The 15,612-nt window shown below is 60.3% G+C and carries 12 protein-coding genes; 6 read left to right on the top strand and 6 right to left on the bottom strand.

The window, feature by feature from the left end:
* Positions 1-5: 5 nt before the first annotated feature.
* Positions 6-395 (bottom strand): cytochrome c family protein, encoded by a 390-nt coding sequence (locus IP76_RS14075; RefSeq protein ID WP_082352544.1) that lies wholly within the window; start codon positions 393-395, stop codon positions 6-8.
* A gap of 177 nt (positions 396-572) precedes the next feature.
* Between IP76_RS14075 and IP76_RS14070 the strand changes: the two genes are divergently transcribed.
* Positions 573-1,022, top strand: coding sequence for a TspO/MBR family protein (locus IP76_RS14070; RefSeq protein ID WP_054158858.1), 450 nt, complete (start codon positions 573-575; stop codon positions 1,020-1,022).
* Between the two features lie 263 nt (positions 1,023-1,285).
* Here IP76_RS14070 and IP76_RS14065 read toward each other — a convergent pair whose 3' ends face one another.
* The 5 genes from IP76_RS14065 to IP76_RS14045 form a co-directional block, all read right to left on the bottom strand.
* Positions 1,286-2,482 (bottom strand): geranylgeranyl diphosphate reductase, encoded by a 1,197-nt coding sequence (locus IP76_RS14065; RefSeq protein WP_054158857.1) that lies wholly within the window; start codon positions 2,480-2,482, stop codon positions 1,286-1,288.
* Positions 2,483-2,526: 44 nt separating this feature from the next.
* Positions 2,527-3,942: a BCD family MFS transporter gene (locus IP76_RS14060; RefSeq protein WP_245281468.1), complete on the bottom strand. Its 1,416-nt coding sequence runs from the start codon at positions 3,940-3,942 to the stop codon at positions 2,527-2,529.
* 10 nt (positions 3,943-3,952) lie between these two features.
* The gene (gene chlG, locus IP76_RS14055; RefSeq protein ID WP_245281467.1) at positions 3,953-4,876 is read right to left on the bottom strand and encodes a chlorophyll synthase ChlG; all 924 of its coding nucleotides are present in this window, start codon (positions 4,874-4,876) and stop codon (positions 3,953-3,955) included.
* A gap of 74 nt (positions 4,877-4,950) precedes the next feature.
* Positions 4,951-6,390: a transcriptional regulator PpsR gene (gene ppsR, locus IP76_RS14050; protein WP_054158854.1), complete on the bottom strand. Its 1,440-nt coding sequence runs from the start codon at positions 6,388-6,390 to the stop codon at positions 4,951-4,953.
* Entirely contained in the window at positions 6,387-7,166 is a 780-nt protein-coding gene (locus IP76_RS14045; protein ID WP_054158914.1) for a hypothetical protein, read from the bottom strand. The genes ppsR and IP76_RS14045 overlap by 4 nt, the downstream gene beginning before the upstream one ends.
* 374 nt (positions 7,167-7,540) lie before the next feature.
* Between IP76_RS14045 and bchF the strand changes: the two genes are divergently transcribed.
* The 5 genes from bchF to bchL are packed head-to-tail and all read left to right on the top strand — an operon-like array spanning position 7,541 to position 15,611.
* The gene (gene bchF, locus IP76_RS14040; RefSeq protein ID WP_054158853.1) at positions 7,541-8,080 is read left to right on the top strand and encodes a 2-vinyl bacteriochlorophyllide hydratase; all 540 of its coding nucleotides are present in this window, start codon (positions 7,541-7,543) and stop codon (positions 8,078-8,080) included.
* Positions 8,077-9,381, top strand: a complete 1,305-nt coding sequence (locus tag IP76_RS14035) for a ferredoxin:protochlorophyllide reductase (ATP-dependent) subunit N (protein ID WP_054158852.1) — start codon at positions 8,077-8,079, stop codon at positions 9,379-9,381. Before bchF ends, IP76_RS14035 begins: the two co-directional genes overlap by 4 nt.
* On the top strand, positions 9,378-10,940 hold the full coding sequence (gene bchB / locus IP76_RS14030; protein WP_054158851.1) for a ferredoxin:protochlorophyllide reductase (ATP-dependent) subunit B: 1,563 nt from the start codon (positions 9,378-9,380) through the stop codon (positions 10,938-10,940). The genes IP76_RS14035 and bchB overlap by 4 nt, the downstream gene beginning before the upstream one ends.
* The gene (locus IP76_RS14025; RefSeq protein ID WP_054158850.1) at positions 10,912-14,685 is read left to right on the top strand and encodes a magnesium chelatase subunit H; all 3,774 of its coding nucleotides are present in this window, start codon (positions 10,912-10,914) and stop codon (positions 14,683-14,685) included. Before bchB ends, IP76_RS14025 begins: the two co-directional genes overlap by 29 nt.
* Complete coding sequence (gene bchL, locus IP76_RS14020) at positions 14,682-15,611, top strand: ferredoxin:protochlorophyllide reductase (ATP-dependent) iron-sulfur ATP-binding protein (RefSeq protein WP_054158849.1); 930 nt, start codon at positions 14,682-14,684, stop codon at positions 15,609-15,611. Before IP76_RS14025 ends, bchL begins: the two co-directional genes overlap by 4 nt.
* The last annotated feature ends 1 nt before the right edge of the window (position 15,612 follow it).

Here is a 15,612-nt window from a genome sequence, read left to right as displayed (position 1 = left end):
GATGATCAAGGAGCCGGCGTATGCTGCTTGAGGAAAGCGATCACATCAGCGATATCCTTCGGCTCCTTCAAGCCGGCAAAGGCCATTTTCGTACCTTTGACGACGCCGCGCGGGTCGGCGAGGTAGGTCGTCAACAGTTCATCATTCCAGACCTTGCCGGCGCCAAAGTCGGTCATGGCCTTGGAGTACTTAAAGCCTTCCACGACGCCTGGCTGTCTTCCGATGACACCTTGCAGAGATGGCCCCACCTTGGCCTTGGGGTTGTCGACATTGTGACAGGCCGTGCACTTCTTGAACACGGTTGCGCCGGCCGCTGCGTCGCCCTCCTGCGCTGCAGCTGGTAAGGTAAGTGCTAGTGTTACGGCTGTGAATGCGGCTGCGTATATCCTCGACATGTGTAACCTCCCATGGCATCGCGGATCGGATTCAACTGCAATTCCTGAAATTTATGTGATGCGCGGATCGGATAAACAGGACCGACCCATCCCATGCTTCATACTGCCTCAGCCGCTTTCCTCGTGGCGGTTGTCGTGCAATATGAACCTATACGGAAACGGCACAGGGTTTGGATCATGTCTGCAATCGTATTTGGCGTCATCGTGCTGGCCGCGGCGTCCACCGGCGCCATCTTCAAGCCGGGCGCCTGGTATGAAACCCTGCGCAAGCCCAGCTGGACTCCGCCAAAATGGGCGTTTCCCGTCGTCTGGTCGGTGCTGTATCTGATGATCGGCTATGCCGGGTGGCTGGTATGGACGACGAGCGGCTGGTCGATGGCGATGATCTTCTGGAGCCTTCAGCTCGTTGCGAATGCCGTCTGGTCCTATCTGTTCTTCGGGTTGAGGCGTATGGATATTGCGCTCGCCGACATCGCCATCCTGTGGTTGTCGATTGTCGGTTTCATCCTGACCGCAATGGTAATCTCTACGCTCGCAGCGCTGCTCTTCCTGCCCTATCTGGCCTGGGTAAGCACGGCTGCTGCTCTCAACCATTCCGTCTGGCGATTGAATATCCAGAAGGTCTGAAGCGAGGCGACGCTTCACGTCGACCAGATAGGCAAGCAGGGATCCGGCAAGCAGCAAGGCCACCCAATGGGTTTCCGCCTGCCGGAGGGCGAGGCCGAGGGCGGCGAGCAGGAAACTGCCAGACAAGGCGTTGGGTGCGAGGCGGCGGAGTCTCTGCCGCGGTCTTTCCGCGACCAAGCAGAGCCCACATGTCACGGACCAGAGTACCGTCACGGCCAAAAGGCTGACCGCTCCGCTCGAGAACAGTTCGTCCAGCCAAGCCGTCATTTCTGACCTGCCAGATTGGCGAACAACTGGGCGGTGTCTTTGAGGAAGACACGTGCATGGGCGAAGGGATCGCTCCTGACGAGCTTCTTGTCGAGATAGGATTGCCAGGTCAGTCGCTGCACATCCGGGTCGGCGCACATACTGACGAACCTTTCCCGCAGCCTGTCGTTGCGGTACCAGATCGTCTGCATGAGGCCGAGGATGAAGAAGACGCGGCCATGGTCGCGCATGAAGCTGCGCCTGGCCTGCTTGAGGGCAGAAGCCTTGTTGGTGGCGAGCGACAGGCTGACTGCATCGGCGCTGAGTTTGCCACATAGCATGGCATAGTAGATGCCCTCACCGGACGAGGGGGCCACGGTGCCTGCGGCGTCGCCGGCGAGCAGAATGCTTCTCCCGTCGTCCCACCGGCGCATGGGTTTTAGCGGCAGGGGCGCGCCTTCGCGGCGTATCACGCGTGCATCATTTAATCCGGCTGCACGACGCAGCTCGCTTGTTGCCTTGCGCAGGTCGTGGCCTTTGACTGCCGAACCGCAGCCGATGCTGGTCTGCCTCCCATGCGGGAAGACCCAGCCATAGAAATCGGGCGAAATCTGCCCGTCATAGATCACGTCACAGCGGTCTGGTCGAAATAATGCCGGATCGGGTTCAACCGGCGTTTCCACGATCTCGTGATAGGCGAAGACATAGGGTGGTTTCCTTGCTGCCGGGAACATTTGGCGGCGAACAGTGGAATTCGCGCCATCGGAACCGATCACCTGGCGGGCCGCGATCCGGCTGGTGCGGTCGCCGGATGGCGAGGAAAGGTTAATTTGCAGGGCGCCATCCGATCGATATTCGAGGCTTTCTGCGCGCGCGCGGATGCGCCTTGCGCCGGCGGCCTCTGCTCGGGCTCGAAGATAGGGGTCGAAAGTGGCGCGATCGACCATCCCGACATAACCGATGTCGCCGATGCGCATTTCCACAGTCTTCCCCGAGGGCGCGATGATGCGTGCGGCATTTGCCTTGGATACGAGCAAGGACTCCGGAATAGCATAATCGGTCAGCAAACGGGACGGGATCGCCCCGCCACAGGGCTTGATGCGATTCTCGGGATCGATCAGCGCGACGCTCAGGCCCTGCCTTGCCAAATGCATTGCGGCAATGGCCCCGCAGGGGCCTCCTCCGACCACGGCGACGTCGAATACTTCGTACATCCTGATCTCCTGGTCCAGGCCCGGGCGGGGCTCATCTGATTGGGTTACTCACCGGGGACGGCCGCAACCGTCGCGGATCGGTGTAGGTCCTGTGATATCTTGCTGGTTCCGGTCCGCCTCAGCCTGACCGCCATTCCTGTCGCGACCAGGAACAGTGCCGCCTCCAGACCAAACACGGCGCAAAAGGCTATTCCGTTGTCCTGAGACAAGCTGCGTCCCGTATCCAGTGCCACCGTTCCGAGCAAGCCTCCAAGGCCGAAGGCAATGGCCTGTGCAGCACCCCAGATTCCCATCCGCATGCCGTGATCTGCCCGCTTGCCAGCCCCTGCGAGCAGCATCATCGTGCTGATGGCGGCGACCGCAAAGGCACCATTGGCCACACCCAGAACGAAAACGTTGGTTTCAAGCGGCCAGGAAGGGGCATGCAGTGATGAAAGTCCAAGGCCGGCCAGCGCGAGGGCCGAAACGAAGCATCCACCGGCGATGATCAGTTTGGGCATGCCCGGCATGGTTTTGCCAAGGATGGTTCCGGCAATCCCGACCAGCAGCATGCCAATGAGCACCCCTGCATGCTGGGTTCCGGTCAGGCTGGTGGTCTCGCCGGGAGACATGCCGAACATCAGACCGGCAAAAGGTTCGAGGATGAGATCCTGGGTCGCGTAGGCCAGCATCGAGATAAAGATGAAGAGCGTAAATAGCCGCGCATCGGGGTCATGCCAGACATCGGAGAAGCTCTCTTGGAAGCTGCTGGTCTCCAGCGAAGCACTCTTGCGCGCCGGCTGACGGGATCTGTGTTCGATGCGGCCAACGGCGACCAGCGTGATACAGAAACAAAGCACGCCGGTGATTGCGGTGATCGCAATTAGCCGTGGATGCGAGTAGGGATCGAGTGTGCTGCCGACGAGGACTGAGCTTACGATAATGCCGAAGATCATCAGGATCCAGGTGATGGTCGCGGCTGCCGCCTTGCGCTGTGGGGTGGTTCGCGCGGCGATCAGGGCGAGCAGGGACGTTCCGCAGGCACCAATTCCGATGCCGATCAGACTGTAGGCCAAAACCGCAACGGCCAGCCCCAGGGTGAAGCTTCGTTCGAACAGCAAGGTCGTTGCGGCGGCAAGGGTGGCCGAGACAGCCAGCAAAGCCATGCCCCGCAGGATCCAGGTGGTGCGATCCTGGCCAGCGTCGGATTTGTGTCCCCAGATCGGACGCGTGATCTGTACACCGTAGTGGAGACCGACCAGAGCCCCGGGGATGACTGCGGCAAGCCCCAGTTCGACGATCATGACCCGGTTCAGCGTTGAAGTCGTCAGGACGACAATTGCGCCTAGTGCGGCCTGAACAAGTCCGAGGCGAAAAATCGATATCCAGCCTAGCCCCTGTGAAAGTTCGTGGTTACGCCTTTGGTCCGTCCCCCGCCCCGTTTCATCCTTCATTTTCTGGGGCAGGGAGGATGGGTGCATCGCAGGTTCCTCAAATGAACTGGATGGCAGTTGCGGCGGTGGTGCCAAAGGCAATGGCGGTGGCCATCATGCCGATGACATAGAGTCCGACGCCAACGGCCGAGTACCAAATGGCGTGTTTTTGCGGGTCGGCAAGAAATCGCGGCATGCACAGCATCTGGGCAAACAGCAACAGAGTTACCAGACTTGCCCCGGTTCGATGGCCGCCAGACAACAGGATGAGGATGACGCCGGTCTGCGCTGCCGCCATAACGAGGCAGGCAATTCGCGCCGCGTTCCGGGTGCCATGTAAAACAGGCAGTGTTCGCACGCCCATCTCGGTGTCGCCGGCCACGGACTTGAAGTCGTTGAGCGTCAGTATGCCGTGGGCGCCAAGGCCATAGAGAGCAGCCACCCAAGCCGCGGGCATGGACGGCGCTGAGCCCAAGGCGGCGGCCATGGCGGTGATCCAGGGCAGTGTTTCATAGCTCAAGCCAACAACTCCATTGCCGATCCAGCCGTTTTGCTTGAAGCGCAAGGGCGGGGCGCTGTAGCCCCAGGCGAGAGCCAGGCCGATGAGGGCGGCGCCGAACACCAGCGGGCCGAGCAGCCAGGCAAGCGCCATCGAGAGGGCGGACATGGCTATTGCGATGTAGAGACCCCAGCGACCCGGCATGCGACCGGAAGGGATGACGCGATCCGGCTCGTTGATTGCATCCACATGGCGATCGAACCAGTCATTGACGGCCTGGCTCATGCCACACAGAAGCGGTCCCGCCAGCAGAACGCCCATCAGTACTGGAAGCGCCCGGTCCTGGAGGCTGGCACCCGAGGCGACCGCGCCGCAAGCATAGGCCCACATTGGCGGAAACCAGGTGATGGGCTTCAACAAAGCCACAACCGCCGCCGGGGACGGATAGGCTGGAAGCGGCGGGTGGGTCGGGGTCATTGCCATGAAGAAAGGCTATGCCTGGCTCGCGTGAGTGTCAACTTAAATTGACAGTTCCGTGCTCAGGCGAGGGTGTGCTCTCAGCTTCTTGGACGATAGTCCTCAAGCCCATGGCGGCGAAGCTTGATATAGAGGCTCTGGCGCGACAGGCCGAGAATTTCGGCGGCATAGGCGCGATTGTTGTTGGTCTGGTCGAGAGCCGCCTCGATGCAAATCTTTTCGATGACGTCCAGAGACTCGCGCATGAGGTCCTTCAGCGGAACCTTGCCGACGAGACTGGAAAAGCCTTCCGCCTGATCGGGAACGCCCGGCGAGGGGATCGTCAAGCGCTCAACCGTTGTCGTCTGCGGCGTGATGACCAGCTGGACGCTTGCCTGTTCCTGGGAAAGACGAGCGGAAATCTGGACCGCACGATCGCCAGAAAGATTGTCGGTCAGGGTGGAGGAAAATCCTCGAACGACATGTTCATCCGAAAGGCGTGAGTAGAGAACGCGCAAATCGATGGCCGCATTGATAAACCACGTAGCGATGTTGCGACCAACAACCTGGTTCAGTGTGGGGGCGTGGATGAGGTCGAGAAAGAGCGTGTTGGCGGCAGTCACCTTGCCGTCCGCATCGGTCTGAACCACGGCTTCTGGCAGATCGGCAAGGTCGATCGTCGCCCGGCCCTTCTGCGGCTCTGGTCGATGCCTTTGGGTTTCTTCAGTTGCACTGCTCGGCCAGAGCGTCAGGATGAGATTGGTGATGCCGTTTTCGCGATAGGCGCGAATTGTAGCGGACACCTCTTCGTTCTTGGCGCTTTTCAATCCATCCAGCTGAACGGGGTCGGGATTGTGGCGTGCTTCACTCACGCCGTCGCCGAGGCGGTCTCGGTCCTGCTTGTGAAACATTTCCCGCAAGGGCTTGCCGACGATCGCGTTGCCATTGGTCGACAGAAGCGCTGTCGCCGCCGCATTTGCCTCCAGCACGGTTCGCTTTTCGCCATCGACCATCACAGAGGCTGTCGTCGCAATCTTAAATGCGGTGCGATAGCGGGTCTCAGCCTCCTGCAGTTCGCGATAGTCCGCTTCCAGCTCCATCTGGGTTTGTACAAGGCGCTGCTGATCCATCATCTGCTGGCGCATGTCGCGGCCAACAACGATGGTGAAGGGTGACCCCTTATAGGAAAAGGCGGAATAGATGATCGGAAGGTCGTTCTTTTTGCTCAGCGGATGGTTGACCTGATATCCGCGCGCCGGGTGATTGGCGGTGCCCTTATTGAGCATGGAGTTGATCTTGGCGACCGACTCGATTGTCACACAGTCCTGTAACTGCTTGCCGACCATGTCGCTCAACCGGTATTCCGCCAGATCCTTGTTCGGTAAATGCACCTTCGATACTGTGCCGCTGTCATCGACGAGAAGCACGATATCCGCGCCGAGGCCGACGAGTGCAACAATCGAATCCGGGTCAAGGGTATGAAAGAGATGGTCCGCGACCATGAAGCCGGTTGCTTCGCTATGACCGTTTGGTGGCTTCATGGAGTGAGCCAATCAATTCCGCTGGGTGTTACGACTGCCGTACTGCCTGCGGCACGAGACTGCTGGCTGATTCTTTCAAGTTCGTAATAACTCTCGCAGATCCTTGCTGCGGAGTAAATGCTGTCGCATATGCAGTCGACGCCCAATCCGACAAGAAAATCAACGGACTCCAGTGCAGCGGCACCGCCCACGATGATCGGTAGGTGAATATGTCGCCTATGTGACCTGAGGTTGTGCATCAGTGTGCTCAACTCAGTGCGCAAACGGCTATTGCTCCAGCCTATGCAAGCGATTTGCGCGTGGCGCGCCAATTGCGCAAACCGCCGCCCTTGCAGTTCCGAAGGCTCGAGTACACTTCGATCCCAACCGAGCGTGTCGAGAAGCAGTCCCATGAGATGGGGCGCTAGCGTGTGCTGTTCTCCCAGCGGGCTGACGATAAGGGCGCTTGGCTTCGAGATGTCGCTTGAGAGGCGGAGCTTCTGCGACAACATATTGATCAATTGTTGTAACTTCGCTGTCCCTACCGTGACATCGACGAAATTGCAGCTATCCGTCGTCCATTCCCGCCCCATCATGCGGGCGACCGCTTCCAGGAAAAGAACCTTTACATAATCCGGCCTGCCCGCAGGGAGCTCGTATTCGACGAAGGCGTTGAGAGAGGCAATACGGGTGGATGGTTTTACGATGAGACAGCGGAACTCTTCGACCGCTTTCGTGTAGAGGTGATCGTTCTCAAGGCCAATTTCGTAACGCGCCGACAACTTTGCAGCGGTCATGGACGCCACCGTTCCCTGTATTAGACTCCGGAGCGTTTCTCCGTCGCTATGGTTTAGGTAGGGGCTAAAGCGCCGAGGAACAAGCGTCTTGCTGTTCCAGGCCGCGCCATTGGTGTCCGGCGACCGATCGGTCGCCGTAAAGCCCGCAATGTTTGCTCCCTCCATCATTCCTTGCGCCTCCCGCTGGCTTCGATCGCGGTCGCAGAATCTGGGTTCGGCCCGCCCTCATGCCGTCGCCCACCCACAATGACTCCGGATTGAAATTGTGTAAATCAAAATATACGTCAATCTAAGTTGACACTTTGTGTGGTGGGGGCGTAGTCTCAATATCGATCCCGATAGCCCGCGGGGGACCTTGGGAGAGGATCTTGAGAATGGGCAAGTCCGCACAGACTACGGTATCTCGAACCGCACTCTATACGTCTGAAGAACGCCGCCGGCGTGACAGCAGCGTGTGGACTTTGGTTCAAGGCGTGCTCGCACCCATCCAGTTTCTCATCTTCATCGTCAGCCTGTTCCTGATCCTCCGCTATCTCATGCTCGGGCAGGGACTTGCCGCTGCGCAGGTTTCGGTGGTCGTAAAGACCCTCGCGCTGTACGCGATCATGGTAACGGGTTCGATCTGGGAGAAGGAGGTCTTTGGCCGCTATCTCTTCGCCAGACCTTTCTTTTGGGAAGACGTCTTCTCAATTCTGGTGCTCGCACTGCACACGGCCTATCTCGCGTCGCTCTTCACCAACGCTCTGTCTCCGCTGCCGTTGATGCTGCTGGCGCTTGCCGCCTATGTCACCTACCTCGTCAATGCCGGACAGTTCCTCTGGAAACTGCGGCTTGCCCGTCTCGATCAGGGGCGGTCTTCGAGCGTTGCCGAGGTGACAATGTCCGGCGGCTGCCTTCCGGGGAGCGCGCCATGAACCAGTCTCTCGTATCCTGCGGGTCGACCAGCACCATCCGCCAGCGCGGCCAGCATGAAGTCTTTTGCGGCCTGACTTCGATCATATGGCTTCATCGCAAAGTGCAGGACGCGTTTTTCCTTGTCGTGGGGTCGCGCACCTGCGCCCATCTGATCCAGTCGGCCGCTGGGGTGATGATTTTCTCCGAGCCTCGTTTTGCAACGGCGATCATGGAAGAACGCGATCTCGCCGGCATGGTGGACATGCATGATGAGCTTGATCGCGAGGTCGCTCGGTTGCTTGAGCGCCGGCCGGACATTCGCATGTTGGTACTGGTCGGCTCCTGTCCGTCCGAGGTCATCAAGTTCGACCTGAAACGGGCCGCAGAGCGACTGGACCGCAAATACGGTGCCGGCCCCCGCGTACTTTGCTATTCCGGTAGCGGCATCGAAACAACGTTCACACAGGGTGAGGACAATTTTCTCGCGGCCGTCGTGCAGGACCAGCCCCGCAATGGTGCGACGGGCAAAGTCGCAAAACTTGTCGTCGCCGGTGCCGTCGCGGATGTTGTTGAGGACCAGATCACGCGACTGCTGGCTGAAATGGGCGTCGACGACGTTGTCTTCCTGCCTGGCCGCAACAGTGACCGCTTGCCGAGGATCGGTGCGGGCTCCCGTTATATCCTGGCGCAGCCCTATCTCGGCAGCACTGCTGCCGCGCTGGAAGGGCTTGGGGCAACACGGATCAATGCCATTTTCCCGCTGGGCGAAGAAGGCACGACCGCCTGGCTGAAGGCGATTGCCGACAGTTTCGGGGTGTCGCCTGCCCGTTTCGCTACCGTCACGGAAGCGCCCCGGCGGCGGGCGCTTGAAGCGACCGCTCACTATCGCCGCCTCATCGAAGGCAAGCGGATTTTTCTTTTTCCGGACAGCCAGCTTGAGCCGTCGCTTGCCCGCTATCTGAGCCGCGAACTGTGCGCCGACATCATTGAAGTGGGCAGCCCCTATCTTCACCGCGAACACGTGGCAGGTGAGCTGGCCATGCTGCCGCCCGGCGTCTCAATCTCGGAAGGTCAGGATGTCGAGGTCCAGATCGACCGCTGCCGTGCCGCCGCGCCGGATCTTGTCGTCTGCGGTATGGGTCTTGCCAATCCCTTCGAGGCCGAAGGCATCGTCACCAAATGGTCGATCGAATTCGCCTTCACACCGATCCATGGCTATGAGCAGGCCGGTGATCTGGCCGAGCTCTTTGCGCGGCCGCTGATGCGCAAGGCTTTGATTGCTGACGGCCAGGCCTCCTCCCGCAGGAGGATTGCACCATGAAGCTCACCATGTGGACCTATGAAGGTCCCCCGCATGTGGGTGCAATGCGCATCGCCGCATCGATGCAAGGGGTACATTATGTGCTGCATTCGCCGCAGGGAGATACCTATGCGGACCTCCTGTTCACGATGATCGAACGTCGGGCTTCGCGCCCGCCGGTCACCTACACCACGTTTCAGGCCCGCGACCTCTCGGGCTCGACCGCCGACGTTTTCAAGACGGCATGTCGCGACGCTGTTCAACGTTTCCGGCCGGATGCGCTGCTGGTCGGTGCTTCCTGTACGGCAGAACTGCTACAGGACGATCCCGCAGGTCTTGCCCGCACCCTGAATGTCGGCGTGCCTGTCGTGCCGCTTGAACTTCCGTCCTACCAGAAGAAGGAAAACTGGGGCGCGTCCGAGACCTTCTATCGTTTGGTGCGCAATTTTGCGGGCGGATGTGAGCGTCCTCAGCATGTGGCCCCGAACAGCTGCAATATCCTCGGCCCCTCGGCGCTTGGTTTTCGCAACCGTGACGACGTCACCGAGATCACGCGCCTGCTTGCGGCAAACGGGATCGATGTGCGGGTCGTGGCGCCGCTTGGTGCAACCGTCGAAGATCTGGCGCGGCTGCCGGAGGCTGCCTTCAACATCGTGCTGTATCCCGAGATCGGCGATGCCGCCGCGCGCTTCCTTAAAAAGACATTCGGTATGCCCTTTGTCTCCACCGTGCCGATCGGCGTTGGGGCGACACGCATCTTCCTTGCAGAAGTTCGGGCGCTGGCAGGCCTTTCGAACGATGTGCTCGCCGGCGAAGACGAAGATCGCGCCACCTGGTATTCCCGTTCCGTCGATAGCAACTACCTGACGAACAAGCGTGTCTTCATATTCGGCGACGCCACGCATGCGATTGCCGCTGCCAGGATCGCTGCCCGAGAACTTGGCTTCAAGGTCTGTGGCCTTGGCACCTATATGCGCGAATTCGCCCGCGAAGTGCGGGAAGCTGCGGAAGAGTTCGGCGTCGAGGCGTTGATCTCCGACGATCATCTCGACGTCGAGGCGGCGATCGTCGAAGCTCGGCCAGAGCTGGTGCTGGGAACGCAGATGGAGCGGCATATTGCCAAGCGGCTCCGTGTGCCCTGCGCTGTTATCTCGGCGCCCGTCCATGTGCAGGATTTCCCCGCGCGTTACTCGCCGCAAATGGGGTTCGAGGGCGCCAACGTTATCTTCGACAGCTGGGTTCATCCGCTAATGATGGGGCTCGAGGAGCATCTGCTGCAGATGTTCCGCGATGATTTCGAGTTTAACGACCGTGCTCAGGCCTCGCATTTGCATGCCCACGCCCCGGCAGCCGTTGCTGCCACAGCTGAAGACGCATTCGACAGCGAGCCGCTGCTGAGCGCCGATCAGCCCCCGGCAGATCTCAGCTGGACGCCGGATGCCGAGCGTGAGCTGAAGAAAATTCCGTTCTTCGTGCGTGGCAAGGCCCGCCGCAACACCGAGCTTTTCGCCGCCCGCAAGGGTATCCGCCCCATCACCGTGGAGACGTTGTATGACGCGAAAGCCCATTTCGCCCGCTGACGCGACCCCGGTTCGGGTGGTGTTTGTGACGCTCGACAATCACATTGTCTCGGCTGTCGATGATGCGCGCCGCAGCCTTGCCAGAGACCTGCCTGGGCTGACGCTTTCGGTGCATGCCGCGACCGACTGGAACGACAATCCGGCGAGCCTCGAAGCCTGCCGCGTGGCGATCCGTGCCGGTGACATCATCATTGTCTCTATGATCTTCGTTGAAGAGCATGTGCGCGCCATAGCCGACGTACTGGAAGCACGTCACCTCGAATGCGACGCCATGGTGTGCTGCATGTCTGCCGGCACGGTGATGAAATACACGACCATGGGTCGCTTCAAGATGAGCGAAGAGCAGAAGGGTCCGCTCGCGCTTCTGAAAAAACTCCGGGGAAAAAGCTCGCGCGGTGGCAAGGATAGCGGCCGCACCGCCGGCGAGCGCCAGCTCGCCATGCTGCGCCGCCTGCCGCAGCTGCTGCGCTTCATTCCAGGCACGGCGCAGGACGTGCGCAACTATTTCCTGACGCTGCAATATCGCATTGCGGCTTCGGACGAGAACATCGCCAACATGGTGCGCCTGCTGGTGGGCAAATATGCCCGGGGGGAGCGCAAGGGGCTTCAGGGCCGCGTGACCGTCGGGGATCCCGTCGAATATCCCGACATGGGTCTCTATCATCCGGGCCTCAAGCCACGGGTCACGATACAGCTTTCCAGCCTGCCACAGAAGGCTGGTGCGCGCGGTACGATCGGGCTTCTGCTTCTGAGAACCTACATCCTGTCGGGCGATACCGGCCATTACGACCGCGTCATCCGTGAACTTGAAATGCGCGGCTTCAATGTCGTGCCGGTGTTTTCGAGCGGTCTCGACATGCGCGGCGCAATCGAGCGCTTCATGACGCCCGCTGCGGGTGGTTCGCGCATTGATGCACTCTGCTCGCTGACCGGATTTTCGCTGGTCGGCGGACCGGCCTACAGCGATGCCGCCGCCGCCGCCCGCACGCTCGATGGCCTTGATGTCCCCTATTTCTCGGCGATGGTGACCGAGTTCCAGAGCAAGGAAGCCTGGTTCTCGTCATCGCAGGGCCTGACCCCGATCGAAACCACCTTGATGGTGGCAATTCCGGAACTCGATGGCTCCATCGGCTCTATGGTGATTGGGGGCCGATCCGATGCCACGCACACATCACGCGCTTGCATCTGCTCGAGAGAGCTCGCGTCCTGCCCGTCCGGCAGGGCCTGCATGCAGCCGGATGACGAACGTGTCGCGCTGCTCGCCGATCGCCTTGCCGCCATGGTCTACCTGCGCCGCAAGGAGCGGGCGGAGCGTCGCATCGCGATTGCGATGTTCAACTATCCGCCGAACAGCGGCAGTATCGGCACTGCCGCCTATCTCTCCGTGTTCGAGAGCCTGTTCGAGACCATGCGCCGGCTGAAGGCCGAGGGGTACGATGTCGACTTGCCCGTCGATGCCGAAGCGCTGAAGGACGGCATTCTGGAAGGCAATTCAGCACTTTACGGCGTTGAGGCCAATGTCCATACGGTCATCCCCGTCGACCAGCATGTGCGCCACGAGAAACACCTCGCCGATCTCGAAGCGAAGTGGGGACCGGCACCGGGACGCGTTCTCAGCAATGGCCGCGGCATCTTCGTGCTCGGTCGCCAGTATGGAAACCTGCTGATCGCGATCCAGCCACCTTTCGGTTACGAAGGTGACCCGATGCGCCTGTTGTTCGAAGGCGGCTTTGCCCCGAACCATGCGTTTGCCGCCTTCTATCGCTATCTGCGCGAAACCTACCGCGCCGATGCCGTCCTGCATTTCGGCACTCATGGCGCGCTCGAATTCATGCCGGGCAAGCAGGTTGGTCTGTCTGCAGACTGCTGGCCGGATCGCCTGCTCGGCGCGCTTCCCAATTTCTACCTCTATGCCGCCAACAACCCGTCAGAAGGTACGATCGCCAAACGGCGGTCTGCTGCGACGCTGATTTCCTATCTGACGCCGCCGATCACGCATTCCGGACTCTACAAGGGCTTGAGTGAGCTGAAAGGCAGCCTGGACCGCTATCGCAGTACTGCACCCGAGGCGCGTGTCGAACGCGAGAGGCTGTTCCAGCTGATACAGGTGCAGGCAGAACAACTGGACCTGGGCAAGGATAGTCTCGGGCTTGCCGAAACCGACCTTGTTCTGGCGCTCGTCGCCGAGGTGGCTGAAGTCGAATACGCGCTCATTCCGCATGGTCTCCATATTGCTGGTTGCGGCATGGATGAGGGCGAGCGTCTGGAAATGCTCGACCATGTTGCCTCGAACATGCCTTCCGTCGTTCGCCCGGACCTCACGGCTGATTTACTTTCAGCGATCGCCAAGGGTGACGGCGCAACGATTGCGCGGGTGACCAAGAATGCTGGAGGCGAGCTCAAGGACAGCATCGGCAAGCTGGTGACGATGAACCGGGAACTGGCGCACAACGGCGAGATCGATGGTCTCGTCCGCGCCCTCGACGGTCGCTATGTGTTGCCGTCTCCTTCTGGCGATCTCCTGCGCACGCCTGAACTTCTGCCGACCGGCCGCAACATTCACGGTTTCGATCCCTTCGGCATTCCGAGTGCCTTTGCCATTCAGGATGGCGAACGCCAGGCCGCCAAGGTGCTTGAACGCTATCTTGCTGCCGATGGACGCCTGCCGGAAACGGTCGCCGTGGTCCTTTGGGGTACCGATAATCTGAAGACCGGCGGTGCGCCGCTGGCCCAGGCCATGGCACTCATGGGCGCGCGTCCCCGGCTCGATGCCTATAACAGGGTCTGTGGCGCCGTTCTGGTGCCGCTCGAAGAGCTGCAGCGTCCGCGCATCGATGCCGTCATGACTCTATCGGGCATATTTAGAGATCTCCTGCCGATCCAGGCGAGCATGCTCGCCGAGGCGAGCTACCTCGCGGCTGTTGCCGACGAGCCGGTCGAGATGAACTTCATTCGCAAACATGCGCTCGCCTATTGCGAAAGCCATGGCTGCGACATCGAAGCTGCGGCCTATCGGGTCTTCTCGAATGCCGATGGCGCTTATGGATCGAACGTCAACATGCTGGTGGCGTCCTCCTCCTGGAGCGACGATGACGAGATCGCGCAGACCTACAGCAATCGCAAAAGCTTCGCCATCAACCGTCGCGGCAAGACCAGTCCGCAGGCCGAGGTGCTCGATGCGATGATCGGTCAGGTCGACATGGCTTACCAGAATCTCGATTCCGTCGAGATCGGTGTGACCACGATCGAAAACTATTTCGACACGCTGGGCGGACTGACCAAGGCAGTCAACAGGGCCAAGGGTGGCGGTTCGCTGCCGGTCTTCATCTCCGACCAGACGCAGGGGGAGGGACGTGTCCGCACCCTCGGTGAGCAGGTCGCGCTTGAAACACGTACACGCACGCTGAACCCCAAATGGTTCGAGGGCATGTTGAAGCACGGCTATGAGGGCGTGCGCAACATCGAGACGCAGGTCACCAACACCTTCGGCTGGTCAGCGACCACAGGGGATGTCGACCCCTGGGTCTACCAGCAGATCACCGAAACCTTTGTGCTCGACACAGAGATGCGCGAACGGCTCGCCACACTCAATCCGGCCTCGGCTGCGAGGGTCGCCAACCGGCTAATCGAAGCGCATGAGCGCAATTATTGGCAGCCGGATGCTGAAACGCTCGCCGCCCTGAAACAGGCCGGAGAAGAATTAGAAGACCGTCTCGAGGGGCTGGTCAGGGAGGCTGCCCAATGAACATCTACACCCATAGCAAGATCGCCGAACGTGAGGCCCGGCTTGCTGAAACGCTGCGGAAGCGCGCCGATGGCGAGGGCAGCGTACAGGTTCAGCTCGACCCGACGATGGAAATCGACGGTGCCAAGGTTTTCGCGATCTACGGCAAGGGTGGCATCGGCAAGTCGACCACATCCTCGAACCTTTCGGTCGCCTTTTCAAAGATCGGCAAGCGTGTGCTGCAAATCGGCTGCGATCCAAAGCATGATTCCACCTTCACGTTGACCAAAAGCCTGATCCCGACCGTCATCGACGTTCTCGAAAAGGTCGATTTCCATTCGGAAGAACTCCGGCCGGAAGACTACATGGTCGAGGGCTATAACGGCGTTCAGTGCATCGAGGCAGGCGGTCCGCCGGCTGGCACCGGTTGCGGCGGTTACGTGGTCGGCCAGACGGTCAAGCTCCTGAAGGAGCATCACCTGCTCGATGACACGGATGTCGTCATCTTCGACGTGCTTGGCGATGTCGTCTGCGGAGGATTCGCCTCGCCGCTGCAGCATGCCGAGCGAGCCGTTGTGGTTGCGGCGAACGACTTCGATTCCATCTTCGCGATGAACCGCATCGTTGCGGCCATCAAGGCGAAGTCAAAGAACTACGACGTGCGCCTCGGCGGGGTGATCGCCAATCGTTCCCGCGAGACGGACCAGATCGATCGCTACAATGCAGCGATTGGACTGACACGGCTTGCCCATGTGCCCGACAGCGATCAGGTGCGGCTCAGCCGACTGAAGAAGAGCACGCTCTTCGAAATGGGCGATAGCGCGGAGCTTGTGGCGATCCAGAGCGAATATCTGCAACTCGCGGAGCGGCTGTGGGCCGGTGTCCCGGCACTGGAGGCCGAACCGATGAAAGACCGGGAAATCTTCGAATTTCTCGGCTTTGAGTGAG

The organism is Rhizobium sp. AAP43 (assembly GCF_001296045.1).
GTDB lineage: Bacteria > Pseudomonadota > Alphaproteobacteria > Rhizobiales > Rhizobiaceae > Allorhizobium.
Note: the sequence above shows the minus strand (reverse complement) of the source record. Positions and strands in the feature narration are given on the sequence as shown.